Below are 24,558 nucleotides of genomic sequence, written 5' to 3'. Positions count from 1 at the left end.
CCGCTCAGTCGTCGCGGACCTCGCCACCCGGCAGGAAGCGCCAAGTGCGGGTGACGTGCAGGATGTCCACGTTCTCACTGGTCTCGGGCAACGGCGGGAAGGGCGCAGCGAGCTGCACGATCCGCTTCGCCGTGGAATCCAGCAGCGGGACGCCACTGGACTGGATGATGCGCGTCTGCTCCACGCTGCCGTCGCGACGTACCGCCACGCTGATCACCAGCGTGCCGGCCAGGCGCTTGCGGCGCGCCTCGTCGGGATAGTTGAGGTTGCCGACGCGCTCCGCGCGGTCCACCCACGCGCGCAGGTAGTTCGCGTAGACGTATTCCCTGGTGCTCGCCGAGACGAACTTGCGCTTCGGTCGCTTGGCGTACAACTCCGAGCGCAGGTGGTACTCGGCCGCCAGGCGCGCCATCTCCGCGTCGCGCTGCACCTTCTGCTCGCCCTGCGGCAGGTCCGGCTGGTCCGGTTGCGGGCGGGCTTCCGGGGTGGGCGTGCGCGCCTCGGCCTCGCGCGTGGTGATCACGCGGCTTTCGGGTGGCGGCACCGGTGCCGTGGTCTGCGCGCGCAGCGGTTGCGGTGCCAGGCCGGTATCGGGTTGCGGGATCCAGCCCGCCTGGCTGTCGCGCGGCCGCTTGGCCTGCTCGCTCTCTCCGCCGCCCTCCTGGTTGGCGGCGGCGAGGAAGTCCGCCTCCTTCGGCGTCAGCGGGGTGCTGGTCTGGCTGAGGATCACGTCCAGCGTGGGCATCACCGGCGCTGCGTCGTCGAGCGCGAAGCCGACGCCCAGCACCAGCAGGCCGTGCACGATCAGCGACAGCGCCAGGGTGGCGCCGAGACGTTCGTTCGCGCCGATCTTCGGCGGGGTCACCGGAACGGCCGACATCTCAGGCCAGCTTCTTCTCGATGACGTCGAACAGCAGGCCGGCGATGTTCAGGCCGAACTGCGCGTCCAGTTCGCGCACGCAGGTCGGGCTGGTGACGTTGACCTCGGTCAGGTAGTCGCCGATCACGTCCAGGCCGACGAACAGCATGCCGCGGCGCTTCATCTCCGGGCCCACCTGCGCGGCGATCCAGCGGTCGCGGTCGCTCAGTGGGCGGCCTTCGCCGCGTCCGCCGGCGGCCAGGTTGCCACGGAACTCGTCGCCCTGCGGAATGCGCGCCAGGGCGTAGTCCACGGGTTCGCCATCGATGAGCAGCACGCGCTTGTCGCCGTCCTTGATGCCGGGGATGAAGCGCTGCGCGAGGGTCAGGTGGCCGGGGCCGACCAGGGTTTCCAGGATGACATTGGTATTGGGGTCGCCGGCCTTCACCCGGAAGATCGAGCGTCCGCCCATGCCGTCCAAGGGCTTCAACACCGCTTCGCCGTGTTCGGCGACGAACGCCTTCAATGCGGCGGGGTCGCGGCTGACCAAGGTCGGTGGGCAGCATTGCGGGAAGAGCAGGGCGGCCAGCTTCTCGTTGTAGTCGCGCAGGCCCTGGGGGTCGTTGACGATCAGCGCACCGGCCTGCTGGGCGATGCCGAGCACGTGGGTGTCGTAAAGGTACTGGTCGTCGACCGGCGGGTCCTTGCGCATCAGCACGACCTGGCCGGGGCCGAGGGCGAGCTCGTGCGGCTCGCCCAGGGTGAACCAGCCGGCCTTGTCGTCCTTCACGGTCAGCGGAGCGACGTCAGCGAAGGCACGGCCGTCGCGCAGGGCCAGCCGGCCGGGGGTGACGTAATGCAGCCGGTGCCCGCGCCGTTGGGCCTCCAGCAGCATGGCGAAGGTGGTGTCCTTGGCGATCTTGATGGACCCGATCGGGTCCATGACGACGACGATGTCCAGCGGCATGGGGGCGGTTCTGCGGATGACCGCGTGATGGTATCAGGCGGCACCGTGCGGCCCTCCCGGCGCCCGCGGAACGAGGCATTCCGTGGATGGCCGGAAATTGAGACGCAGTTCGCATCGTGTCGTTCAGCCGAATGGCCCGCAGAGACGCGGCTTGACAGTCCGCGCCGGGATAGGGGATATAAGCAGGCAACGCAGCGCGGCCAGTTCGTCAATGAAGCCGCGCGCGCATGGGGAAATCAGGTAATGACGCAGAATGAAGGCCAGGCCGGCGGACTCAACGGCCTACGGGTCATGGTGATCGATGACTCGAAAACCATCCGCCGCACCGCGGAAACCCTGCTGAAACGCGAGGGTTGCGAGGTGGTGACGGCGACGGACGGGTTCGAGGCGCTTGCCAAGATCGCCGACCAGCAGCCGCAGATCATCTTTGTGGACATCATGATGCCGCGGCTGGACGGCTATCAGACCTGCGCGCTCATCAAGAACAACCAGGTCTTCAAGTCCACGCCGGTCATCATGCTCTCGTCCAAGGACAGCCTGTTCGACAAGGCGCGCGGACGCATCGTCGGCTCGGAGCAATACCTGACCAAGCCGTTCACGCGCGAGGAACTCCTCGACGCCATCCGCGCCCACGTCAGCACCTGAGGGGCTGACGCCATGGGGACCCATCGTACTGAGTGCACAGGGGGCGGGCGATGATCCGCACACCGTTCGATACGCTTGCCGAATACGAGCGCCGCAGTCTGGCGCATGCCGTGGTGCAGCCTGCGCGCGAGATTGCGCAAGACCAGTACCGCGGGGTCGGTTACCGGGTGGGCAAGCGCCGGCTCATTTCCAACTTCGGGGAAGTGGTGGAAATCGTGCCGATGCCGCCGGTGACGCCGGTGCCGGGGGCGCAGCCGTGGTTGTTGGGGATCGGCAACCTGCGCGGCAACCTGTTCCCCGTCGTGGACCTGAAGCAGTTCCTCGAAGGCGAGCGCACCGTGCTGCACGAGGGTCAGCGCGTGCTGGTCATGCGGCAGTCCGGCGGCGACGTCGCGCTGACCATCGACGAGCTGTACGGCCAGCGCAGCTTCCACGAATCGCAGCAGGTCGAGCCGGGGGATCTGGCGGACGGCCGCTACGCGCATTTCATCGAGCGGGCTTTCGCCAGCGACGATCAGCAATGGGGTGTATTCGCGCTGGGATTGCTCGCGCGTACGCCCGAGTTCCGCCAAGCCGCGCTCTGAGCGCGGACGACACGCTATTTTCCAGGGGTTGAAAAATGAGCACTGCGTCGGATTCTCCTAGCGCCAGCAAGATCGGCAGCTTCAGCAACAGCTTCTGGCTGGCGTTGCTGGCGATCTCGGTGATCGTGTTCGGTGCAAACACCGGCGTGGCCACCTACCAGGGCAGTCGCCTGTCGGGCGCCAGCACGGGCGCATCGGACATGCGCGTGCTCTCGCAACAGCTGACCAACCAAGGCCGGGAGGCGGTCGCCGGCAACGCGGCCGCGTTCAAGGCCTTCAAGGAAACCAAGCAGTCGGTCGAGTCCACGGTCTCCGACCTGCAGGCACGCTTCAGCAACGAAGGCGCCGTGGCAGACCCGCTGGAGAAGCTGGCCGCCACGTGGGCACCGCTGGGCAAGAACGCCGACCAGATCATCGCGTCCGAAGCGGCCGTGCTGGCGCTGGCCGGCAACGCCGACCGCTTCGCCGCCCAGGTGCCTAGCCTGCAGGCGCAGCTCAACGAAGTGGTGCGCGCGATGTCGGCAGGCGGTGCGCCGTCCTCGCAGATCTATAGCGCCCTGCAGCAGGTCGTGTTGGCGGGCACCATGGCCCGCCGCGTGACGGAAATCCGCGCCGGTGGCGCCGGTGCCTCCACCGCCGGTGACGCGCTGGGCCGCGACGCCGTGCTGTTCGGCCAGGTGCTGGAAGGCCTGCGCAACGGCAACAACGAACTCGGCATCGCTGCCGTCCGCAACGGCGCGGCGCTGGCCGCGCTGCAGAACTCGCAGACGTTGTGGGCGACGATGAAGAAGGATCTGGACGCGATCCTCGCCAGCTCCCGCAACCTGTTCGCCGCGCAGGGCGCGGCGGCTGCGCTGACCAACGGCTCCGGCCAGATGCTTCAGGACAGCACCAACCTGTTCCAGGCATTCTCGGCCTTCGGTTCGGTGCGCGACACGCGCCTGTTTCCGAATTTCTGGCTGGGCATCGCCTCCGGTGCCGCGGCGCTGATCTCCATCATCGGCCTGTTGTATTCGCTGTACCGCACCCGCCAGCGCGAGCAGGAAGTCCGGTACCAGACGCAGGTGGAATACAACAGCCGCAATCAGCAGGCGATCATGCGACTGCTGGACGAAATCAGCTCGCTGGGTGAGGGCGACCTGACGGTGAAAGCCTCCGTGACCGAGGACATGACCGGCGCCATCGCGGACGCCATCAACTACGCCGTGGACGAACTGCGCAACCTGGTGACGACGATCAACGACACCTCGGTGCAGGTGGCGGCGTCGACGCAGGAAACGCAGGCCACGGCGTTGCAGTTGGCCGAGGCCGCCGGTCACCAGGCCGACCAGATCACCACCGCGTCCGACCGCATCAGCGAGATCGCGACCAGCATCGACCAGGTGTCGAAGAACTCCACCGAGTCCGCCGAAGTGGCGCAGCGCTCGGTGCAGATCGCCACCGAAGGTGCCGGCGTAGTGCGCGAGACGATCCGCGGCATGGACCAGATCCGCGACCAGATCCAGGAAACCTCAAAGCGCATCAAGCGCCTGGGCGAGTCCTCGCAGGAAATCGGCTCGGTCGTGGAACTGATCAACGACATTTCCGAGCAAACCAACATCCTGGCGTTGAACGCCGCTGTGCAGGCGGCTTCGGCCGGTGAAGCGGGCCGCGGTTTCGCGGTCGTGGCCGACGAAGTGCAGCGCCTCGCCGAACGCACCTCGGGCGCGACGCGCCGCATCGAATCGCTGGTACAGACCATTCAGGCCGATACCAACGAAGCGGTCAGCTCGATGGAGCAGACCACCGCCGAAGTGGTCTCCGGTGCGCGCCTGGCCGAAGACGCGGGTACCGCCCTGGGCGAGATCGAGCGCGTGTCGAACGACCTCAACAACCTCATCAAGAACATCTCCTCCGCTGCGCAGCAGCAGTCCACGGCGGCACTGGACATCACCCAGACCATGGGTGTGATCCGGCAGATCACCTCGCAGACCTCGCTGGGTGCGGGCCAGACCGCCGAATCGATCGGCCACCTGGCGCAACTCGCGTCGGACCTGCGCCGCTCGGTCGCCGACTTCAAGCTGCCGGGCTGAGGACGGGACGTACCGCATGAACTTCCTACGCCATCCCGCCCGCCTGCAGCGCGAGGCTGACGGTTCCGCCGTTGCCGCGGGGATCCGCCGATGAGTGCGCTGCGCGAGGCCATGAGCCATGCCGTACTCGGCTGGGTGAAGCCCGAGCTGGACGAAACCCTGCGCCTGGTGCGGCAGGAGATCGAATCCTTCGTCGAGGCGCCCGCCGATACCAGTCGCATGCGATTCTGCGCCGGCTACCTGCACCAGGTGCAGGGCACGCTGCGCATGGTGGAACTGTATGCGCCCGCGATGGTGGCCGAGGAGCTCGAGCTGCTCGCAAAGGCACTGCAGGAAGGTGGCGTGGGCGATCGCGACGACGCCTGTGCCACGCTGATGCGCGGCGCCGTACTGCTGCCCGACTATTTGGAGCGGTTGCAGGAAGGCCATCGCGACATTCCGATCGTGCTGTTGCCGCTGCTCAACGAGATCCGTGCCGCGCGTGGCGCGTCGGGCCTCAACGAAAGCATGCTGTTCCCGGGCGGTGCCAGCGAGGAGGCGACGCCCAGTGAAGCCGAGATTGATCACGCGCGCAGCAGCCTGAGCGGTCGCAACCGCGAGTTGCTCGATACCGTCGGCAATGCAGTGAAGGAAGAGCTGCTGCGGGTGAAGGATGCGCTCGACCTGCATCTGCGTACCGGCAATGCGGCCGACGAACTCGAGCCGCAGGTCGCCGAACTCGGTAACGTCGCCGATACGCTCGGCATGATGGGCCTGGGCGTGGCACGCGACGTGGTCATGCAGCAGCGCGACACCCTGCGCGAAGTCGTCTCGGGCAGCCGCCCCGCGGACGAGGGGACGTTGCTCGACGTCGCGGGAGCGTTGCTGTACGTGGATGCTTCGCTGGACGACCAGGTCGCCCGGCTGGGCAGCGCCGGCGATGCCGGCCCCGACCCCAGCGCCGCGGAGTCGCAGCGGACCGTCGAAGTGCTGGCCCAGGAGGCCATCATCAACTTCGCCGGTGCACGCGAACGCTTCGTCGCGTTCATTGAAACCAACTGGGATCACGCCGAACTGTCCGACGTGCCGCGCCTCCTCGACGAGGTGGCAGGTGCCTTGCGCATGCTCGAACTGGGCCAGGCCGGCGACTACGTGGTCGGTGTGCGCCGTTACGTCAGCGGCGAACTGATCGGCAAGAAGCGCGTGCCCGGTGGCCAGCAGCTGGACACCCTGGCCGATGCGATGGCCAGCCTCGAGTACTACCTGGAAGCGCTGCGCGAGCGCCGGCCCAACCGCGAAGACATCCTAGAGATCACGCGCGGCAGCCTCGAGGCGTTGCGCTACTGGCCGCTGCCGCCCGAAGCGCCGGCGGCTGTCGAGCCCGCGATCGCGGCCGTTGCGGCCGTACCGAGCGTGGTCGAACCGGAGCCTGCGCAGGCTGTCGCAGAACCGGCGCCTGTCGAAACGGTGGCCGCAGATGCGGGTGCTCCCGCATTCGGCGCGCTGACGCTGGAACCCATCGACGCCGCGCCGGTGTTGGCCGATGCGAGCGCCTTTGATCCGGTCGGCTTCGAAGAGGCCGGCACGGGCGTCGAGGCCACGGACTTTGTCGTCGAACTCGAGGACCAAGAAGCTGCTCCGGCATCGATCGATGCGCCGGCAGAGATCGAGGTGACAGGCGAGGACGTCGCGCCCTTCACTCCGATCGAACCCGAAGAGGAAGCGCTGCCCGACCTGCGGCACGAGATCGCCGCGGCGGCCGCCGCGCTGCCGGCTGCGACGGTGATCGGTGGCTTCGACAGCGACGCCACCGACATCGACGATGAGATCCGTGAGGTATTCCTCGAGGAGTTCGACGAAGAGATCGTCAACCTGCGCCAGTTGCTGCCCGCATGGCGCAGCAACCCCGAAGACCTGGAGCGCCTGCGGCCGATCCGTCGCGTGTTCCACACGCTGAAGGGCAGCGGTCGCCTGGTCGGCGCCAAGACGCTGGGCGAGTTCAGCTGGAAAATCGAAAACATGCTCAATCGCGTGCTGGATCGCACGCGTGAGCCGAGCCATGCCGTCGAGGCCCTGCTTGAACTGGCGTGCGATGTCCTCCCGCAGCTCAACGCCGCACTGCGCGGCCAGGGCGGCGTCACGGCCGACCTGACGGGCATTCAGGATGTTGCGGATCGCCTGGCCGCCGGCGAAGAGGCGTACTACAGCGCCCAGCCGACCGTGATGGACGAAGACGAAGGCGCCGGGTTTGTGGAGCCCGCGCCCGCCGCGATCGCCACGCCGGCGATCGAGGACGTGCCTGCGGTGTTCGAACCGGAAACCGAAGGCACGCCGGCGTCCGTCGACGCGGTGCTGCGCGAGATCCTGGAAGCGGAGGTCGACAACCACCTCGACACCGTCGACACCTGGCTCCTAAAAGCACAGGTCAATGCGGTACCGGTGAACGAAGAACTGCTGCGCGCCGTGCATACGATGAACGGTGCGCTGGCGATGGCCGACGTGCCGGAAATCACCGAAGTCACCTCGGCGGCCGAACAGTACGTCAAGCGCTTGCTGGCGGCGGGCGAGACGCCGACGCCGGAAGGCGTATCCGCCATCGCGGACACCGCGCAGGCGATCCGCCGCAGCGTGGCCGCGTTGCAGGCGCCTTCGCCGCGCATCCCCGTGTTTGCCTCGCTCGCCGGCCAACTGGTTGCGCTGCGCGACAGCCTGCCGGAACAGCGCCAAGGTGCACAGATCGTCGACGACGCGCGCCAGGGCACCTACACCGAGCAGATGCCGACGATCGCGCCGCCGGTCGCGCCCAGCGATATCGAACTCGCCGCGCTGGACCTGTCGGCTTACCTGGACGACACGGCGCACGGTGCCGGCGGCGACCTGATGCCAGACGTCGCCTCCGCCGAAAGCACCGAACAGAGCGTGGCTGCAGGCACCGAAACGCTGACCCCGCAGTCGCCGGAAGTGACGTTCTACGACATCGACTACCGCATCCTGCCGCGCACCCATGTGGAAGCGACGGGCACCGCGACCGACACGGTCGATGGTGAACGCGTGCAGGCCGATGCAGGCGAAACATCTGTCGAAGGGGCGTCCGAAGGGGCCGCCATCGACGACGCGCTTGTGGTCGATGGCGACCTCCCCGCCTTCCTGTCCGATACGATCGAGCCGGCCAACGATGTGGCCGCACCTACCGAAGACGTCGCTGTCGAAGCCACGCCGGCGGAAGACGTCGTCGTGGAGGAACGCGTGGCCGAAGGGGCCAACGATTCGATCGCGGTCGAAGAGATGGCGATCGAGGCCGCCACCGACGAGGCCGTCATCGAGCCTGCGGTGGCTGAAGAGATCGCGATCGAGGAGATCGTGCTTGAGGACGCCACCGACGTCGCCGAGCCTGTCGAGGAGGTGGTCGCGGACGCGACCCCTGCCGAAGACGATGCCGTCGAGGACGTCGTTGCCGAAACGACGCCAGTGGAAGAAGCCTTCGTCGAGGAGGCCGCGGTCGAAGCGGTGCCTGTCGAAGACGAAGCTGCCGTCGAGGAAGCCGTCGTCGACGACATTGCCGCGTCCGAAGCGCCAGCCGATGTGCTGGAAACCAGCGAACCCGCCGAGCTTGAAGTCGTCGCCTCCGCCGAAGCCGAGGAGTCTGCCGTGACCAGTGCGCCCGCCGACATGCCGGAGCCGGAAGAGGCCCTCGACCTGACCGGTCTGGACCTGGACCTGGTGGAGATCTTCATCGAGGAAGGCAACGACCTGCTCGATCACTCCGACGACCTGCTGGCCAAGCTGCGCGAAACGCCCGAAGACCGCACGCTGCTCATCAGCCTGCAGCGCGACCTTCACACGCTGAAGGGCGGCGCGCGCATGGCCGGCATCCATGCCGTCGGCGACCTGGGCCACGCGATCGAATCGATGCTGGAGTCCATCGTCGGGCAGCGTACCGAACTGGACCGTCGTGCGATCCAGCTGCTGGAGCGCGGCTTCGATACGCTGCACGGCCAGTTGGCGCGCGTCACGGCGCGCCGCGCCGTGACCATCCCTGATGGGATGATCGCCGAGTTCAACGCGCGCGCCCGCGGCATCGAATTGCCGGATGCGCCGGTGGCAAGCGAGGCGCCGGCCGCGCCGGTGGAATTGGCGCCGTTGTCGGCGCCGATCGAGACGGACCTGACGGCGCATGCGGAGGAAGAGTTCTTCCCGATGGGCCAGCAGGAGCAGGTGCGCGTCCGCGCGGACCTGTTGGACAGGTTGGTCAACCACGCCGGCGAAGTCGCCATCTACCGTGCACGTCTGGAACAGCAGCTTGGCGCGTTCCGCGGCGCGATGGCCGAACTCGACCGCACCAACATCCGCCTGCACGACCAGTTGCGTCGCCTCGACCTCGAAACGGAAGCGCAGATCGTCGCCCGCTACCAGCGCGAGCACGAGAAGCAGGACCCGACGTTCGATCCGCTCGAGCTGGACCGCTTCTCCACGCTGCAGCAGCTCAGCCGCGCGCTGGCCGAATCGGCCGCCGACATCAGCGGCTTGCAGGGCGTACTGGACGACTTGTCGCGCCAGTACGACAGCCTGCTGCAACAGCAGTCGCGCGTCAGCTCGGAGCTGCAGGACGGCCTGATGCGCGCGCGCATGGTGCCGTTCGAAGGCATCGTGCCGCGCCTCCGCCGCGTGCTGCGCCAGGCCGGTACCGATACTCACAAGCAGGTCAACCTGCAGCTGTCGGGTACGCACGGCGAAATGGACCGCAACGTGCTGGAGCGCATGACTGCGCCGCTGGAGCACTTGCTGCGCAACTCCGTGGCCCACGGCCTGGAATCGCCGAAGGACCGCCGCAAGGCCGGCAAGCCGGAAGAAGGCACCGTGCAGGTTGCGCTGCGGCGGGAAGGTTCGGAAATGGTGCTGGTCGTCTCCGACGACGGTGCTGGCCTCAACCGCGATGCGATTCGTCGTCGCGCCGAGCAGCGCGGCCTGATCCAGCCAGGCGCTACGCTGGCAGACGCCGACCTCGACCGTCTGATCCTGGAGTCCGGCTTCAGCACGTACGACAAGGTCAGCCAGCTGGCAGGCCGTGGCGTGGGCATGGACGTGGTCCACAACGAGGTCCGCCAGCTCGGCGGTTCGCTGGATATCGCGTCCACGCCGGGCAAGGGTGCGATCTTCACCCTGCGTCTGCCGCAAACGCTGGCGGTCACGCAGGCGGTGTTCGTGCAGATCGGCGAGGCACAGTTCGCCGTGCCGGTCGCGGCGGTCAGCGGCATCGGCCGCATCAGTCACGCGCGCTTCAACGCCGGTGCCGGCAGCTACCACTACGCGGGCGAAGACTACCCGCTGTACAACCTCGGCCATCTCGTGGGCCACAGTCCCGCGAAGGCAGAGGGCCAGGCGCAGGTGCCGCTGTTGCTGGTGCGCGCGGGCGACCTGCGTGCCGCCGTCGCCGTGGACCAAGTGCTGGGCAACCGCGAAATCGTCGTCAAGCCGGTGGGCCCGCAGATCGCCTCTATCCAGGGCATCTACGGCGCGACCATCACCGGCGACGGCAGCGTCGTGGTGATCCTGGACGCCGCGCCGCTGGTGCGTCGCCATCTGGCACAGCCGGCACAGCCGGCGCAGCCGGCCACGGCCGTCGAACAGCGGCGCGTGCCGCTGGTGATGGTGGTGGACGACTCGCTGACCATGCGCAAGGTGACCAGCCGCGTGCTGGAACGCCACAACTTCGAAGTCGCCGCCGCACGCGATGGCGTCGAAGCGCTGGAGAAGCTGGAGGAGCGCGTTCCCGACCTGATGCTGCTGGACATCGAGATGCCGCGCATGGACGGCTACGAGCTGGCCACCGCGATGAAGGCCGACCCGCGCTTCAAGGACGTGCCGATCGTGATGATCACCTCGCGTACCGGCGACAAGCATCGCCAGCGCGCGTTCGACATCGGCGTGCAGCGCTACCTCGGCAAGCCGTACCAGGAACTCGACCTGCTGCGTAACGTCTACGATCTGCTGGGAATCGCCCGTGTCCGTGAGTGAAGCCAAGCGCGTTGCCCTGTTGGCCCGCCCGGGTGAGGCGCGCGAGCGCCTGCGGGTGGCCCTGCACGAAGCCGGCGCGGAGATCGTGCTGGAAGACGATCCGAACACACTCGATGCCGATGCGCTGGGCAACAGCGCGCCGCAGGTGGTGCTGGTCGCACTCGAGCCGGCGATCGAGGACAGCCTCGAACGCTTCGATGGCGTGCTGCACGACCCTGCGGTTTCGGTGATCTTCGATGAAGCAGAGCTTGCCGCGCGTCGCCAAGGCTGGGAAGCCCAGCGATGGGCGCGCCACCTGGCGGCCAAGCTGCACGGGCACCAGGACGTGCTGCCGCCCGGCCGCGAGGAAGAAGTCAGCCTGCAGCTGGAGCCGGGCTTGCCGGTGACGCCAGCGCAGCTGCACCAGGATGCGGAGATCTCACTGCATCTGGAAGAAGCGGCCGACATCGCCCAGGAATTGCCGCGCGACGATTTCGCCTATACCGGCGGGCTGGCGCGACAAGGCGGCGACAATGTGATCGATGCGGATGACTGGTTGCGCAACACCGCGCAGACGTCGAACCCCGCAGTCGAGACGCCTCCAGCGCTTCCACCGCCGCTGCCCGAGCCGTCAGCGGCGACGCCGCCTCCGCTGCCGAGCCCCAAGTTCGACCTGTCCTCGCTCTCGCTGGAGCCGCTGGACGCTGCGGGCGGCAAGACCGCCGAGCGCGTGCAAGGTGCCGTGCTGGTGTTCGCCGGCATCGGCGGCCCCGACGCCGTGCGCAAGTTGCTGGCAGAACTGCCCGACGGCTTTCCCAAGCCGGTGCTCGTGCATCTGCGCCTCGATGGCGGTCGCTACGACAATCTCGTGCGGCAGATGGAGCGCGTGGCGCACATGCCGGTGGCGCTGGCGGAAGCAGGCACCGCCGCGGAGCCTGGTCACATCTACGTGATGCCCGGCGATGTGGTGCCGCTGGTCGACGGAGGCGTGGTCGGTTTCCGTCCCGGCGCCGTCATCCACACCATGATTCCGCAACTCCCGCCCACCGACAGCGCTGTGCTGCTGCTCAGTGGCAGCGACACCGCGCTGGTTGAACCGGTCGCCGCGCTCGGCGTGCAGGGCGCGCTGGTGCTGGGTCAATCACAGGATGGCTGCTACGACCCGGCTGCGCCGCGCGCGCTGGCCGCCCATGGCGCCGAACTGGGCTCGCCCGCGCAACTCGCGCAGCGCCTGACCGACCGCTGGTTCTGAGGAACACACGATGGCCCATTCCAACGACGAAATCCGCGGCGTCCTGATCCAGGCGGGCGAGTACCGCTTGCTGTTGCCCAACGCGACCGTCGCCGAAGTGCTGACGCGCGCGCCGGTCGAACCGATCGAGGGCATGCCGGACTGGTTGCCTGGCAGGATCGACTGGCACGGTTGGTCCGTGCCGCTGGTGGCCTTCGGCCGCCTGAGTGGCAATCCGAACGACCCGGTCGCACTCAACAGCAAGATCGTGGTGCTGAAGGCGTTGAGCGGCGACAAGGATCGCCCCTATTTCGCCCTGCTGACACCGTCGTTCCCGCGCTTGGTGTCCGTGCCGCGCGATGGCCTGCTGGCCGACGCGACGGAAGAAGATCTGCCGGTCGGCGTCAAGGTCCGTGTGCTACTCGGTGACGAAGCCGCCGTGCTGCCGGATCTGGAAATCGTGGAAACGATGATCGGCGACGCACTGGCAAACGCGGCCTGACGCACTGCCCATTACAGGTCGCCGAAACGGGATTGCAATGCCGCGATAGCCGCCAGTCCGGCGGTTTCGGTGCGCAGGATGCGGGGCCCCAATCGCAATCCGATGAAGCCGGCCGCCGACAGGATCTCGCGGTCGCGAGGCGACCAGCCACCCTCCGGACCGATCGCCACCACCACCGCGCCCGTTGCGATCTGCACCGTCGCCAGCGACACCTCGCCCGTGGGGTCCAGTGTCAAGCGCACCGCGTCGCCTTCGAGGCCGCGTGCCGCGTCGTTGAGTGCCGTCGGTGCTGCCAACGCAGGTAGCCGTGCGCGTCCGCTTTGTTCGCACGCGGACGCGATGACGCTGCGCCAGTGGGCCACGCGCTTCTCGGCGCGTTCGGCATCCAGCTTCACTTCGGTGCGTTCGGCGACGACGGGGATGACCGCGGCGACGCCTAGCTCGGTCGCCTTCTGCAGGATCAGGTCCATCTTCTCGCCGCGCGCGATGCCCTGCAGCAGCGTGACGTGCAGAGGGGATTCGGTGTCCACCGCGCGCGATCCCTGGAGTTCGACGACGACCTCGCGCTTGCTGATCGCTTCGATGCGGGCGTCGTAGTCGTTGCCGTCGCCATTGAACAGTACGCAGGCATCGCCTTCGCGCAGGCGCAGCACGCGGGCGAGGTGATTGGCATTCGCCTCCGGCAGGGCGATGCGCTCACCGGGGTGCAGCGGAAGGTCGACGTAACAGCGGGTCAGGCGCATGCGGTGGCCTCGTCGATGGCATGGCGGGTAACGTCGGCGAGCAGCTGCAGGTCGTCGGGTTCCACGCAATAAGGCGGCATCCAGTACAGCACGTCACCCAGCGGGCGCAGCACCACGCCACGTTCGAGTGCGGCGCGGTAAGCCTTCAGGCCCACGCGCGCGGCCGTGGGGAAGGGCGCGGCCTTGTCGCCGTCGCGAGTGAGCTCGAAGGCCAGCATCATCCCGGCCTGTCGCACGTCCGCGACGTGGGGGTGCCGTGCCAGCGGCTCGGCGAGCGCGGTCATCGCGCGCGCCGTCGCGCGGTTGCGCACGAGGATGTCGTCGTCGCGGAAGATGTCCAATGAGGCAAGCGCGGCCGCGCATGCCAACGGATTGCCGGTGTAGCTGTGCGAGTGGAGAAACGCGCGTTCGCGCGAGTCGTCCAGGAAGCCGTCGTAGATTGCCTGCGTCGCCAGCACCGCCGCCAGCGGCATGAAACCCCCGGTCAGACCCTTCGACAGGCACATCAGGTCGGGCATCACGCCGCTCTGCTCGCTGGCGAACAACGTGCCCGTACGGCCGAAGCCGACCGCGATCTCGTCGGCGATCAGGAACGCACCGCTCGCATCGCAGAGTTCGCGTACCCGCGCCAGGTAGTCGGGATGGTGCATGCGCATGCCGCCCGCGCATTGCACGCGCGGCTCCACGATGACCGCGCAGATCTCGCCCGCGTGCTGATCCAGCAACGCCGCCAAGGCGTCGGCGGCACGCGCGGCGCAGTCTGCGGGTGATTCACCGTCCCGGGCCAGGTAGGCGTCGGGCGAGGGTGCGAACACGGCCTCGGTGAGCAGCGGTGCGTAGACGCGGCGGTACAGCGGGATATCGCCTACCGCGAGCGCGCCTAGGGTTTCGCCGTGGTAGCCGTTCTCCAGTGCGATGAACTTGGTGCGCCGGTGGTCGCCCCGGTTGTGGAACCAGTGGAAGGCCATCTTCAGCGCTACTTCGACGCCGGCCGACCCGTTGTCGGCGTAGAACACCTTCGTCAGCGGTGCGCGGCCCGGCTGGCGCGGGGCGAGGGCCAGCAAGCGTTCGGCCAGCTCCACCGCCGGCGCATGGGTGAAGCCGGCCAGCATCACCTGTTCCAATGCGCCCGCCTGGGCGGCGATAGCGGCCCCGATGCGCGGCTCGGCATGACCGAACAGGTTCGTCCACCAACTGCTGACCGCGTCCAGGTAGCGCGTGCCGTCGTGGCCGACCAGCCAGGCCCCTTCGCCGCTTGCGATCGGCACCAGCGGCAAGGTGTGCGGATGCTCACGCATCTGGGTGCAGGGGTGCCACACCACCGACAGGTCGCGGGCACGCCAGTCGTCGGGCTCTGTTAGCATGCTGGCTTGATGATCCGTTTGTCGCATCCCCCCATGATATCGGCCCCCGCCCCCTGCCGTCGCCGCGCCCTGCGCGCCTGGCGTGGATGCCGTTTCTCCGCATGAGCCGCCTGCCGATCATCCACGGGATCACCCAGCGCACCGACGGGCCGGACCGCCATGTCGAAGAGCTGGACCTGGAGTTCAGCAATGGCGAACGCCGTCGCTACCACCGGTTGCGTTCGCAGGGCTACGGCGCTGTGGTCGTGGTGCCGATGCGCGACGACGACACGGTGCTGCTCGTGCGCGAGTACGCCGCCGGCATGCACCGCTACGAACTCGGCCTGGTGAAGGGCCGCATCGACGCGGGCGAAACGCCGGAGCAGGCGGCCGACCGTGAACTGAAGGAAGAAGCCGGCTTCGGCGCGCGACGTCTCGACGTGCTGCGCAGCCTGACCCTGGCGCCCACCTACATGAGCCACCAGTCCTGGCTGGTGGTGGCAAGAGACCTGTACCCCGAGCGCCTGCCGGGGGATGAACCCGAGGAGTTGGAAGTAGTGCCCTGGAAGTTGCAAGACCTCGACCAGCTGATGCTGCGCGAGGATTTTTCGGAAGGTCGTTCGCTGGCGGCTCTGTTCATCGCCCGCGAATGGTTGAAAGAGCGGACATGAGCCGCATGACCGCAGACCTGCACGAAGCCGTCATCGTCATCGCCCGCGAAGCGGGCCAGGCCATCATGGCCGTGTACGAAGGCGCCTTCGACGTGCAGCACAAGAACGACGACAGCCCGCTGACCGCCGCCGACATGGCCGCGCATCGCGTCATCACCGATGGCCTGCGCCGGCTGACGCCGCAGTGGCCGGTGCTGTCGGAAGAAGCCGCGGACATCCCGTGGGCCGAGCGTAGCCAATGGCCGACGTACTGGCTGGTGGATCCGCTGGACGGCACGCGTGAGTTCATCAAGCGCAATGGCGAGTTCACCGTCAACATCGCGCTGATCGAACAGAACGAACCGATCTTCGGCGTGGTGCACGCGCCGGTGACCGGTGAGACCTGGCATGCGCGCCAGGGCCGCAACGCCTATCGCCGCGTCGGCGATGTGGACACGCAGATCCGCACGCGTTCGCCCGCCACCGCGCCGTTGAAGGTCGCGGCCAGCCGCTCGCATCGCGATGTGCGCACGCAGGCCTTCCTCGACGCCATGGGCGGCATCGAAGAGATGTCGCTGGGTTCGTCGCTGAAGTTCTGCCGCATCGCCGAAGGCACGCTCGATGTCTATCCGCGTTTCGGCCCGACCAGCGAATGGGATACCGCTGCCGCACAATGCGTGCTGGAAGCCGCGGGCGGCGCGCTGTTGGCGCCGGACGGCCGTGCGTTCCGCTACAACCGCCGCGAGACGCTGCTCAACGGCGACTTCGTCGCGATGGGCGACATGACGCTGCCGTGGCGCACATGGCTGGCGAGCGCGCTCGGGGACGAGCATGGACATGTTCTCAGCGCCTGAACCGGGCATCGCGAGGCTACTGGCCATCATGGCCCGCCTGCGCGATCCCGACGGGGGATGCCCGTGGGACCTGGAGCAGGATTTCTCGACGATCGCGCCGTACACGGTCGAAGAGGCCTACGAAGTCGCCGATGCGATCGACCGTGGCGACCTGTCCGCGCTGAAGGATGAGCTGGGCGACCTGCTGCTGCAGGTCGTCTTCCATGCGCAGATGGCACAGGAGCAGGGCGCCTTCGCGTTCGACGACGTCGTCACCGCCATCTGCGACAAGATGGTGCGCCGGCACCCGCACGTGTTCGGCGACGCCTCGTTCGCCGATGCCGAAGCGCAGACCGTCAACTGGGAAGCCATCAAGGCCGCCGAACGCAAGGCTGCTGGCGAAGAAGATGCCTCTGCATTGGCCGGCGTGTCGCGCGGGCTGCCGGAATGGCAGCGCGCGGTGAAGCTGCAGTCGCGCGCGGCGCGGGTGGGCTTCGACTGGCCGGGCACCGCGCCGGTGATCGACAAGCTGCACGAAGAGATCGACGAAGTCCGTGTCGAGCTCGCCGCCGCGCCGTCGCCGGAACGCGATGCGCGGCTGGAGGACGAGATCGGCGACCTGCTGTTCGTCGCCGCGAACCTGGCGCGCCACGCGAAGGTGGACGTGGGCGGCGCATTGCGCCGGGCCAACCTGAAATTCGAGCGCCGCTTCCGCGCCATGGAAGCGATCGCCGCCGCGGAAGGCACCAGCATGTCCGCGCTGGACCTGGATGCGCAGGAAGCGTTGTGGACGCGGGTGAAGGCAACGGAGCGGAACCCGGCGTGACCCGCGCCTGCGGTAGGCTTGCCGCATGAAGACGCTGCTGCTGTTCCTCCTTACCGCGCTGGCCGAGATCGTCGGCTGCTATCTGCCGTACCTGTGGCTGCGCAAGGGCGGCAGCGCCTGGTTGCTGGTGCCGGCCGCGGCGAGCCTGGCGCTGTTCGCCTGGCTGTTGACGCTGCACCCCACGGCCTCGGGCCGCGTCTATGCCGCCTATGGCGGCGTCTACATCACGATGGCGATCTTCTGGCTATGGGCCGTGGATGCGGTGAAACCCACGCGTTGGGACCTGCTGGGCGCCGGCTTGTGCCTGGCCGGCATGGCGGTGATCATGTTCTCGCCACGCGCCGCCTGACCCTGTGGGAGGGGACATGAGCCGCTTCGCCAGCTTTCGCGAGTTCTATCCGTTCTATCTCAACGAGCACAGCAACCGTACCTCGCGGCGGCTGCATTTCATCGGCAGCTGCGGCGTGCTGGCGCTGCTGACGTGGGCCGTCGTCGAACGCAATGCGTGGTGGCTGCTCGCCGCGTTGTTCTGCGGCTACGGCTTCGCCTGGGTCGGCCACTTCTTCTTCGAGAAGAACCGGCCCGCGACCTTCAAGCATCCGTTCTATTCCTTCGCTGGCGACTGGGTGATGTTCAAGGACATCCTCATCGGCAAAATCCGGTTCTGAGCGGCTCATGAGCCGCGTGGTGCGGTACACCGTCCACGCCGCCGCGTTGCTGGTCGGCTTGCCGTTGGCCGGACTGTTCGCGTACGACCTGGTGGCGGTCAGGCCGCACGTGGCCGAAGTAAAGGCGCTCCTGGTGCATGCCGACGGTCAGGATGCATCGCCGCCGCCGTTGATCCGCGATCTGATCGACGCCAGCGTGGGGTCGCCGGCGCCATCAGTGGCCCGGATGGCGGTCCACCGATTCCATGCTCCGCAGTCGGCGATGAGCTGGCATGCCAGAACCGCGCTTTGGCGGCTCCTGCTTCCCCTGCATTTCAGCGACGAAGAAATGTACGGGCTCTATGCGTCCCAGGCTTACAACGGTGTCGACACAGGCCTGGATCGTCTTGCGCGACGCGAGCACGGCAAGCCCCTTGATGCGCTGTCGCCCATCGAGGCGGCGCGCACCGTTGCCATTCTCAAGGGGCCTTCTTACATGCTGAGGGACAGACAGCGGCTGGAGACGCACGCCGAGAGGCTGATAGCCCGAGCCGGGTACGTCCGGTGAGCAATGCCGTCCAGCCTCACTCGTAGAACATCAGGAATGCCGCGCCCACGATCAGGGCGAAGGCGGCGTAGTGGTTCCACTTCAGGGGCTGGCCCAGGTACCAGGTGCTGAAGCCGGCGAAGACCAGCAGGGTCAGGATCTCCTGGATGGTCTTCAGCTGGACCACCGAGTAGACCGCGCTGCCCATCCGGTTGGCCGGCACCATCAGGGTGTACTCGAAGAAGGCGATGCCCCAGCTGGCCAGGATCACCACGAACAGCGGCGACGACTTGTACTTCAGGTGCCCGTACCAGGCAAACGTCATGAAGACGTTGGAGGCCAGCAGTAGGAAGAGGGGCAGGACGCGTTCGATCATGGCGGGGCGGTCTGGGGAAGGATGGCGAAGCCTAATCCCAACTGCCGGCTGAATGCAGCGGCCATCTTCACATGACGTCTACCCGCGCCCGGGTAGTTTCACAAACCTGAAGCTTTTAGAAGGAGCCGTCATGCGACACAGTCAGGAAACCGCAGGTCTCGTGCTGGTGGTGGAAGACAACCGCAACATCTCCGAGATGATCGGGGAGTACCTGGAAGGGCGCGGATTCGAGGTCGACTACGCCACCGACGGACTGGACGGTTACCGCCTGGCCGTGGAGAACAGCTACGACGTGCTCGTCCTGGACCTCATGCTGCCGCGCCTGGACGGCATGGAAGTCTGCAAGCGACTTCGCAACGAAGCGCGCAAGTCCACGCCGGTGCTGATGCTGACCGCGCGCGACACGCTCGACGACAAGCTCACCGGCCTCAGCTCTGGCGCCGACGACTACCTGACCAAACCGTTCGCGATCCAGGAACTGGAAGCCCGCCTGCGGGCCCTGATCCGCCGCGAGCGCCGCCAAGTCGGTGCCGAGGTGCTGAAGGTCGCCGACCTGGTGCTGGACCCGGTCAGCATGCGCGCCACCCGCGGCGGCACAGAACTGATGCTGTCGCCCATCGGCCTGCGCCTGCTGACGATCCTGATGCGGGAGTCGCCGCGCGTGGTGACCCGCCAGGAAATCGAGCGCGAGATCTGGGGCAATGGGCTGCCGGATTCGGACACGCTGCGCAGCCACCTGTACAACCTGCGCAAGGTCATCGACAAGCCGTTCGACAAACCGCTGCTGCACACCGTGCAGAGCGCGGGCTATCGCATCGCCGACATCGGCTGACCCCGGGCGTCGGCGCGCGGCATACTCCGCCCTTCGCCCGACGACATGCCGATGCGCCACGGACTGCCCCGCAAGCTCAGGATCGCCTTCATCCTGCAGGCCGTCATGGTCAGCCTGGCCATCGTGCTGGGCGTGTACCTGATCTCGGCGGTGATCAAGCACAGCCTGATGAACACCGCGCTGCAGGAAGAGGCCACCCATTTCTGGGAGCTGTACAGCGCGTCCACCGCGCAGCCGCCGCCGAACACCCACAATCTCCGCGGCTACCTGGTCCTCAAGGGTCACTCCAACCTGGTGCTGCCGGAGAACCTGCGCGAGCTGAAGCCCGGTTTCCACGAGCTCAAGGCCGACGACCTGCTGGTGCTGGTGGACGAGCAGCCCGCCGGGCGCCTCTACCTGGTGTTCCTGCGCTCGCAGGCCGAGCGGTTGGCGTTCTACTTCGGCACCGTCCCGATCATCATGACGCTGGTGGCCATCTACCTGGTCTCGTGGCTGACGTATCGGGCGTCCAAACGGCTGGTCTCGCCGGTCAGCTGGCTGGCGCGCCAGGTCGCCGAATGGGATCCGCGCCGTCCCGATGTCAGCGGCCTGGCCCCGGACCGCCTGCCCAACGATGTACAGGGCGAGGCCCGTCAGCTGGCGTCCGCTTTGCATGGCCTGGCCCAGCGCGTCACCGCGCACATCGCACGCGAGCGGGACTTCACCCGTGACGCCAGCCATGAGCTGCGCACCCCGTTGACGGTGATCCGCGTGGCCACCGACATGGGCATGGCCGAGGACTCCCCGCCGCGCGTCGCGCGCGCGCTGCAACGCATCCAGCGCGCCGGCCGCGACATGGAGGCGGTGATCGACGCCTTCCTGATCCTGGCCCGTGAAGCCGAGGTCGAACCGCAGAGCGAGGACTTCGACGTGGCGGACATCGTCATGGACGAGGCCGAGAACGCACGCGCGCTGCTGCTCAACAAGCCGGTGGATCTGGAAGTGACCCTGCACGCCCGCCCGCGCCTGCACGCGCCGCCGCGGGTGTTCCAGGTGGTGGTCAGCAACCTGCTGCGCAACGCCTGTGCCTACACCGACCGGGGCCGGATCGACGTGATCCTCGAGCCCGACCGGGTGATCGTGCGCGATACCGGCATCGGCATGTCGGCCGAGTCGATGGTCCGGGTCTTCGAGCCCTTCTACCGTGCCGACCCCAACCGTCCGCACGGCAGCGGGCTCGGCCTGTCCATCGTCAGCCGCCTGTGCGACCGGTTCGGCTGGAAGATCGAGCTCGACAGCGAGCTGGGACGCGGAACTACAGCGACGATTCGCTTCGTTCCGTAATCTATACGGGAACTGACTGGCGCCCGGGGCTGTCAACGCCGCGGCCCCTGGCGCGTTCCTTTTCCCGATTCCCCACCTTCCGAGCCGACTCACTGCATGAGCCAGCCTGCACGTTCCTCCCTTCGCAAGAAGTCCATCCTCCCCAACGTCCTGTTCGGTATCGCCGTGCTCGCCCTGCTCGGCGGCGGCGCCTGGTGGTGGACGAGCCGCAAGGGCGATACCGCGGAGAGCGCCTACCGCACCGCCACCGTCGAGCGCGGCGACATCCGCGTGGCCATCTCGGCCACCGGCACCCTGAGCGCCATCTCCACCGTCACCGTCGGCAGCCAGATCTCCGGCCAGGTGACCGACGTGCTGGTCGACTACAACAGCGAGGTGAAGAAGGGCGAGGTGCTCGCGCGCATCGATCCCAGCACCTACGAGGCGCAGATCGCGCAGGGCAATGCGCAGATCGCCAACGCGCAGGCCAACCTCAAGCAGTCGCAGGCCACCCTGGCCAACGCCGAACTCGACTACACCCGCAAGGCCGACCTGGGCAAACAGAAGCTGGTTGCGCAGAGCGACGTTGACCTGGCCCGCGCCGCGCGCGACCAGGCCCGCGCGCAGGTCAATGCGGCGCAGGCCTCGATCCGCCAGCAGACCGCCTCGACCCAGACGACCCGCGTCAACCTGGACCGCACGGTGATCCGCTCGCCGGTGGACGGCGTGGTGCTGACACGCTCCATCGAGCCCGGCCAGACCGTCGCCGCGAGCCTGCAGGCGCCGGAGCTGTTCACCATCGCCGAAGACCTTTCGAAGATGAAGATCGAGCTGGCCGTCGACGAAGCCGACATCGGCCAGGTCAAGGTGGGCCAGAGCGTGTCCTTCACCGTCGACGCCTTCGCCGACCGCCAATTCCGCGGCGAAGTGCAGCAAGTGCGCCTGTCGGCGACCACCACCAACAACGTGGTGACGTATCCGGTCGTCGTCAGTGTGGACAATACCGACGGCACGTTGTTGCCCGGCTTGACCGTCAACGCCGAGATCGAGGTCAGCAAGCGCGACAACATCCTGAAGATCTCAAACGCCGCGCTGCGCTACAAGCCGACCGGCGAGGAGGCGAACACCGCCGCCGCGGCCACGCAGACGCCACAGGGCGGACAGAACCGCGGAAGCGGCGTCAGCGATGACCTGGTGCGCGTGGCCGGCAGCCTGCAGCTCAAGCCCGAACAGCAGGCCGCCTTCGATAGTGCACTGACGGCACTTCGCGAACGCCAGGCCGCACGCATGGCGCAGGCGCAACAGCGCGGCGGCGCGAGCATGTTCGGCGGCGGTCCAGGTGGCGGTCCGCGCGCGGGCGGCAACGCCGGTGGTGGCGGTGCCATGCAGGCGCAGATCCGCCAGCGCATGGCCGACCGCATGCAGCAGGACTTCGCTCCGTTCCGCGCCACGCTCGACGACGCGCAGAAGCAGCGCTGGGACGGCGAACTGCGCACGTTGCTCGGCGCCAAGCGCGCGCCGATCTACAAGCTGGTCGATGGCAAACCGGAGATGGTGCAGGTCCGCATCGGCGCCAGCGACGGCACCAGCACCGAAGTGTCCGGCGGCGTGAAGGAAGGCGATGTCGTCGTCGTGGGCGAGCGCGCGAAGGAATGAGCACGCCGTCCCCGACCACCGGCGAGCGCGTACCGGTCATCCAGACGCACACGCTGGGCAAGGTCTATTCCGCAGGTACCGAGGCGGAAGTGGTCGCGCTCAGGGGCGTGGACATGCGCGTGGACCGCGGCGACTTCGTCGCGATCATGGGCCCGTCGGGCTCCGGCAAGTCGACGCTGATGAACCTGATCGGCTGCCTGGACACGCCCACCGACGGCCGCTACCTGTGCGACGGCATCGACGTGGCCACGCTTGATGCCGAACAACTGGCGATCCTGCGTCGCGAGAAGATCGGCTTCGTGTTCCAGGGCTTCCACCTGCTGCCGCGGATGACCGCGCTGGAGAACGTGGCCATGCCGTTGGGCTACGCGCAGATCCCGCCGGGCGAGCGCACCGAACGCGCCCGCCAGGCGCTGGCCGCGGTCGGCCTGGCCGAACGTGCGGGCCATCGGCCGAACGAGCTGTCGGGCGGCCAGCAGCAGCGCGTGGCGATCGCGCGCGCGCTGATCAACCAGCCGCCGATCCTGTTGGCCGACGAACCCACCGGCGCGCTCGACAGCAAGACCGGCGAAGAGATCCTCGCGCTGTTCAAGCGCCTGCGCGATGACGGCCACACGGTCATCCTGATCACCCACGACGCCGAGGTCGCCGCGCACGCCGACCGCATCCTGGTGATGCGCGACGGCGAACTGCACGAAGACCTCGAACACGCAGGAGGCCGTCCATGAAGTTCTCCGACATCCTGCGCACCGCGCTGCGCGCGCTGCGCGGCAACTGGATGCGCAGTGCACTGACCTCGCTCGGCGTGATCATCGGCATCGCGGCGGTGATCGTGATGGTATCGGTGGGGCAGGGTACGCAGGCCGAGATCGACAAGTTGGTCTCCGGCCTCGGCTCCCAGCGCTTGGATATCAGCCCCGGTGCGGGCCGTGGCCCCGGCGGTGGTGGCGTGCGCATGAGCTCCAGCAGCTTCTTCACCCTCAAGGAGGGCGACGTCGATGCGATCCGCAACGAGATTCCGGAAGTGCAGTACGTCGCCGGCGCACTGCGGGGCAATACCCAAGTGGTGTTCGCCGAAAACAACGCCTCGACCAGCTGGCAGGGCGTGCAGGCGGACTTCTTCGACATCAACAGTTGGGTGATCGCCAACGGCGAGGGCTTCGACGCGCAGGACTATTCCAGCGCCGGCAAGGTCGTGATCCTCGGCGAAACTGTGCGCCGCACGCTGTTTGGCGAAGACAGCGGCGTGGGCCAGACCGTGCGCCTCGGGCGTGTGCCGTTCACCGTGGTCGCCACGTTGGCGCCCAAGGGCCAGGGAGGCTTCGGCCAGGATCAGGACGACGTGATCATGGTGCCGCTGGAAACCGCGCGCCGTCGACTGATGGGCTCGATGGGTCTGCCGCCGGGTGCGGTGATGCAGGTGGCGCTGACCGTTTCGGACGCGAAGGACCTGAGCTACGTGCAGGGCGAAGTGGAGGCGCTGCTGCGCCAGCGGCACAAGATCAATCCGGGTGAAGAGGACGACTTCAATGTCCGCAATATCTCGGAGATCGTGGCCACGCGCACCGCGACGACCAAGCTGATGTCGTTGCTGCTGGGCGCGGTGGCGACCATTTCGCTGATCGTCGGCGGCATCGGCATCATGAACATCATGCTGGTGTCGGTGACCGAGCGCATCCGCGAGATCGGGTTGCGGATGGCGGTAGGTGCAGGGCCGAGCGACGTGCGGAGGCAATTCCTCGCCGAAGCCATGCTGCTGTCGCTGGGCGGCGGCGTGCTGGGCATCGTCATCGGCATCGTCGGTGCGTTGCTGGTCGGCAAGTTCAGCGAGTTGCCGGTGGCGTTGAATGGACAGGTCATCGGCCTAGCCGCCGGGTTCTCGATCGCGACGGGCTTGTTCTTCGGCTACTACCCGGCGCGCAAAGCCTCGCAGCTGGACCCGATCGAGGCGCTCCGTTCGCAGTAACGCG

At 67.7% G+C, this 24,558-nt stretch carries 22 protein-coding genes; 17 read left to right on the top strand and 5 right to left on the bottom strand.

The window, feature by feature from the left end:
* Positions 1–4: 4 nt before the first annotated feature.
* The gene (locus BM365_RS06375; RefSeq protein ID WP_093487579.1) at positions 5–880 is read right to left on the bottom strand and encodes an energy transducer TonB; all 876 of its coding nucleotides are present in this window, start codon (positions 878–880) and stop codon (positions 5–7) included.
* 1 nt (position 881) lies between these two features.
* Complete coding sequence (gene gshB / locus BM365_RS06370) at positions 882–1,826, bottom strand: glutathione synthase (RefSeq protein WP_093487577.1); 945 nt, start codon at positions 1,824–1,826, stop codon at positions 882–884.
* Positions 1,827–2,069: 243 nt separating this feature from the next.
* Here gshB and BM365_RS06365 point away from each other — a divergent pair, with 243 nt between their 5' ends.
* From BM365_RS06365 to BM365_RS06340, 6 genes are all read left to right on the top strand, one after another.
* Entirely contained in the window at positions 2,070–2,471 is a 402-nt protein-coding gene (locus BM365_RS06365; RefSeq protein WP_056879689.1) for a response regulator, read from the top strand.
* A gap of 53 nt (positions 2,472–2,524) precedes the next feature.
* Entirely contained in the window at positions 2,525–3,055 is a 531-nt protein-coding gene (locus tag BM365_RS06360; RefSeq protein ID WP_175502079.1) for a chemotaxis protein CheW, read from the top strand.
* A 35-nt stretch (positions 3,056–3,090) separates the two neighbouring features.
* Positions 3,091–5,127: a methyl-accepting chemotaxis protein gene (locus tag BM365_RS06355; RefSeq protein WP_093487573.1), complete on the top strand. Its 2,037-nt coding sequence runs from the start codon at positions 3,091–3,093 to the stop codon at positions 5,125–5,127.
* A 90-nt stretch (positions 5,128–5,217) separates the two neighbouring features.
* Positions 5,218–11,121 carry an Hpt domain-containing protein gene (locus BM365_RS06350; protein WP_093487571.1) on the top strand — a complete coding sequence of 1,968 codons (5,904 nt, stop codon included), beginning with the start codon at positions 5,218–5,220 and terminating at the stop codon, positions 11,119–11,121.
* Positions 11,108–12,352: a chemotaxis protein CheB gene (locus tag BM365_RS06345; protein WP_093487569.1), complete on the top strand. Its 1,245-nt coding sequence runs from the start codon at positions 11,108–11,110 to the stop codon at positions 12,350–12,352. Before BM365_RS06350 ends, BM365_RS06345 begins: the two co-directional genes overlap by 14 nt.
* 10 nt (positions 12,353–12,362) lie before the next feature.
* Positions 12,363–12,833: a chemotaxis protein CheW gene (locus BM365_RS06340; protein WP_093487567.1), complete on the top strand. Its 471-nt coding sequence runs from the start codon at positions 12,363–12,365 to the stop codon at positions 12,831–12,833.
* Between the two features lie 11 nt (positions 12,834–12,844).
* Here the strand turns inward: BM365_RS06340 and BM365_RS06335 are convergent, their stop codons facing one another.
* Positions 12,845–13,576, bottom strand: coding sequence for a 16S rRNA (uracil(1498)-N(3))-methyltransferase (locus BM365_RS06335; RefSeq protein WP_093487565.1), 732 nt, complete (start codon positions 13,574–13,576; stop codon positions 12,845–12,847).
* Entirely contained in the window at positions 13,567–14,967 is a 1,401-nt protein-coding gene (gene bioA / locus BM365_RS06330; protein ID WP_093487563.1) for an adenosylmethionine--8-amino-7-oxononanoate transaminase, read from the bottom strand. Before bioA ends, BM365_RS06335 begins: the two co-directional genes overlap by 10 nt.
* Before the next feature lie 74 nt (positions 14,968–15,041).
* Here bioA and nudE point away from each other — a divergent pair, with 74 nt between their 5' ends.
* The 6 genes from nudE to BM365_RS06300 are packed head-to-tail and all read left to right on the top strand — an operon-like array spanning position 15,042 to position 18,443.
* Positions 15,042–15,590, top strand: a complete 549-nt coding sequence (gene nudE, locus BM365_RS06325; RefSeq protein ID WP_175502043.1) for an ADP compounds hydrolase NudE — start codon at positions 15,042–15,044, stop codon at positions 15,588–15,590.
* Positions 15,587–16,423 (top strand): 3'(2'),5'-bisphosphate nucleotidase CysQ, encoded by an 837-nt coding sequence (cysQ, locus tag BM365_RS06320; RefSeq protein WP_093487559.1) that lies wholly within the window; start codon positions 15,587–15,589, stop codon positions 16,421–16,423. Before nudE ends, cysQ begins: the two co-directional genes overlap by 4 nt.
* Entirely contained in the window at positions 16,407–17,228 is an 822-nt protein-coding gene (gene mazG / locus BM365_RS06315) for a nucleoside triphosphate pyrophosphohydrolase (RefSeq protein WP_093489531.1), read from the top strand. The genes cysQ and mazG overlap by 17 nt, the downstream gene beginning before the upstream one ends.
* Positions 17,229–17,253: 25 nt before the next feature.
* Positions 17,254–17,577 (top strand): YnfA family protein, encoded by a 324-nt coding sequence (locus BM365_RS06310; RefSeq protein WP_093487557.1) that lies wholly within the window; start codon positions 17,254–17,256, stop codon positions 17,575–17,577.
* Between the two features lie 16 nt (positions 17,578–17,593).
* Positions 17,594–17,896: an Mpo1-like protein gene (locus BM365_RS06305; RefSeq protein WP_093487555.1), complete on the top strand. Its 303-nt coding sequence runs from the start codon at positions 17,594–17,596 to the stop codon at positions 17,894–17,896.
* 7 nt (positions 17,897–17,903) lie between these two features.
* Positions 17,904–18,443, top strand: coding sequence for a hypothetical protein (locus tag BM365_RS06300; protein ID WP_093487553.1), 540 nt, complete (start codon positions 17,904–17,906; stop codon positions 18,441–18,443).
* 16 nt (positions 18,444–18,459) lie between these two features.
* Here BM365_RS06300 and BM365_RS06295 read toward each other — a convergent pair whose 3' ends face one another.
* A complete protein-coding gene (locus tag BM365_RS06295) occupies positions 18,460–18,798 on the bottom strand; it encodes a DMT family protein (RefSeq protein ID WP_056879701.1) in 339 nt (112 codons plus the stop codon).
* A gap of 130 nt (positions 18,799–18,928) precedes the next feature.
* On the opposite strand from BM365_RS06295, the gene BM365_RS06290 reads away from it, so the two are divergent.
* The 5 genes from BM365_RS06290 (at position 18,929) to BM365_RS06270 (ending at position 24,554) form a co-directional block, all read left to right on the top strand.
* Positions 18,929–19,630 carry a response regulator transcription factor gene (locus tag BM365_RS06290; protein WP_056879702.1) on the top strand — a complete coding sequence of 234 codons (702 nt, stop codon included), beginning with the start codon at positions 18,929–18,931 and terminating at the stop codon, positions 19,628–19,630.
* Between the two features lie 51 nt (positions 19,631–19,681).
* The gene (locus tag BM365_RS06285) at positions 19,682–20,953 is read left to right on the top strand and encodes a sensor histidine kinase (protein WP_056879703.1); all 1,272 of its coding nucleotides are present in this window, start codon (positions 19,682–19,684) and stop codon (positions 20,951–20,953) included.
* A 96-nt stretch (positions 20,954–21,049) separates the two neighbouring features.
* A complete protein-coding gene (locus BM365_RS06280) occupies positions 21,050–22,588 on the top strand; it encodes an efflux RND transporter periplasmic adaptor subunit (protein ID WP_093487551.1) in 1,539 nt (512 codons plus the stop codon).
* Positions 22,585–23,316, top strand: coding sequence for an ABC transporter ATP-binding protein (locus tag BM365_RS06275; RefSeq protein WP_093487549.1), 732 nt, complete (start codon positions 22,585–22,587; stop codon positions 23,314–23,316). Before BM365_RS06280 ends, BM365_RS06275 begins: the two co-directional genes overlap by 4 nt.
* On the top strand, positions 23,313–24,554 hold the full coding sequence (locus BM365_RS06270) for an ABC transporter permease (protein WP_093487547.1): 1,242 nt from the start codon (positions 23,313–23,315) through the stop codon (positions 24,552–24,554). Before BM365_RS06275 ends, BM365_RS06270 begins: the two co-directional genes overlap by 4 nt.
* Positions 24,555–24,558 lie beyond the last annotated feature (4 nt).

It is taken from the genome of Pseudoxanthomonas sp. YR558 (assembly GCF_900116385.1).
In the GTDB taxonomy this organism is placed as follows: domain Bacteria; phylum Pseudomonadota; class Gammaproteobacteria; order Xanthomonadales; family Xanthomonadaceae; genus Pseudoxanthomonas_A.
Note: the sequence above shows the minus strand (reverse complement) of the source record. Positions and strands in the feature narration are given on the sequence as shown.

Bases quoted from the DNA above. Each gene is read 5' to 3' on its own strand.
- BM365_RS06375 (WP_093487579.1), bottom strand. From the start codon at position 880: ATGTCGGCCGTTCCGGTGACCCCGCCGAAGATCGGCGCGAACGAACGT.
- gshB (WP_093487577.1), bottom strand. From the start codon at position 1,826: ATGCCGCTGGACATCGTCGTCGTCATGGACCCGATCGGGTCCATCAAG.
- BM365_RS06365 (WP_056879689.1), top strand. From the start codon at position 2,070: ATGACGCAGAATGAAGGCCAGGCCGGCGGACTCAACGGCCTACGGGTC.
- BM365_RS06355 (WP_093487573.1), top strand. From the start codon at position 3,091: ATGAGCACTGCGTCGGATTCTCCTAGCGCCAGCAAGATCGGCAGCTTC.
- BM365_RS06350 (WP_093487571.1), top strand. From the start codon at position 5,218: ATGAGTGCGCTGCGCGAGGCCATGAGCCATGCCGTACTCGGCTGGGTG.
- BM365_RS06340 (WP_093487567.1), top strand. From the start codon at position 12,363: ATGGCCCATTCCAACGACGAAATCCGCGGCGTCCTGATCCAGGCGGGC.
- BM365_RS06335 (WP_093487565.1), bottom strand. From the start codon at position 13,576: ATGCGCCTGACCCGCTGTTACGTCGACCTTCCGCTGCACCCCGGTGAG.
- bioA (WP_093487563.1), bottom strand. From the start codon at position 14,967: ATGCGACAAACGGATCATCAAGCCAGCATGCTAACAGAGCCCGACGAC.
- nudE (WP_175502043.1), top strand. From the start codon at position 15,042: ATGAGCCGCCTGCCGATCATCCACGGGATCACCCAGCGCACCGACGGG.
- cysQ (WP_093487559.1), top strand. From the start codon at position 15,587: ATGAGCCGCATGACCGCAGACCTGCACGAAGCCGTCATCGTCATCGCC.
- mazG (WP_093489531.1), top strand. From the start codon at position 16,407: ATGTTCTCAGCGCCTGAACCGGGCATCGCGAGGCTACTGGCCATCATG.
- BM365_RS06310 (WP_093487557.1), top strand. From the start codon at position 17,254: ATGAAGACGCTGCTGCTGTTCCTCCTTACCGCGCTGGCCGAGATCGTC.
- BM365_RS06305 (WP_093487555.1), top strand. From the start codon at position 17,594: ATGAGCCGCTTCGCCAGCTTTCGCGAGTTCTATCCGTTCTATCTCAAC.
- BM365_RS06300 (WP_093487553.1), top strand. From the start codon at position 17,904: ATGAGCCGCGTGGTGCGGTACACCGTCCACGCCGCCGCGTTGCTGGTC.
- BM365_RS06295 (WP_056879701.1), bottom strand. From the start codon at position 18,798: ATGATCGAACGCGTCCTGCCCCTCTTCCTACTGCTGGCCTCCAACGTC.
- BM365_RS06290 (WP_056879702.1), top strand. From the start codon at position 18,929: ATGCGACACAGTCAGGAAACCGCAGGTCTCGTGCTGGTGGTGGAAGAC.
- BM365_RS06285 (WP_056879703.1), top strand. From the start codon at position 19,682: ATGCGCCACGGACTGCCCCGCAAGCTCAGGATCGCCTTCATCCTGCAG.
- BM365_RS06280 (WP_093487551.1), top strand. From the start codon at position 21,050: ATGAGCCAGCCTGCACGTTCCTCCCTTCGCAAGAAGTCCATCCTCCCC.
- BM365_RS06275 (WP_093487549.1), top strand. From the start codon at position 22,585: ATGAGCACGCCGTCCCCGACCACCGGCGAGCGCGTACCGGTCATCCAG.
- BM365_RS06270 (WP_093487547.1), top strand. From the start codon at position 23,313: ATGAAGTTCTCCGACATCCTGCGCACCGCGCTGCGCGCGCTGCGCGGC.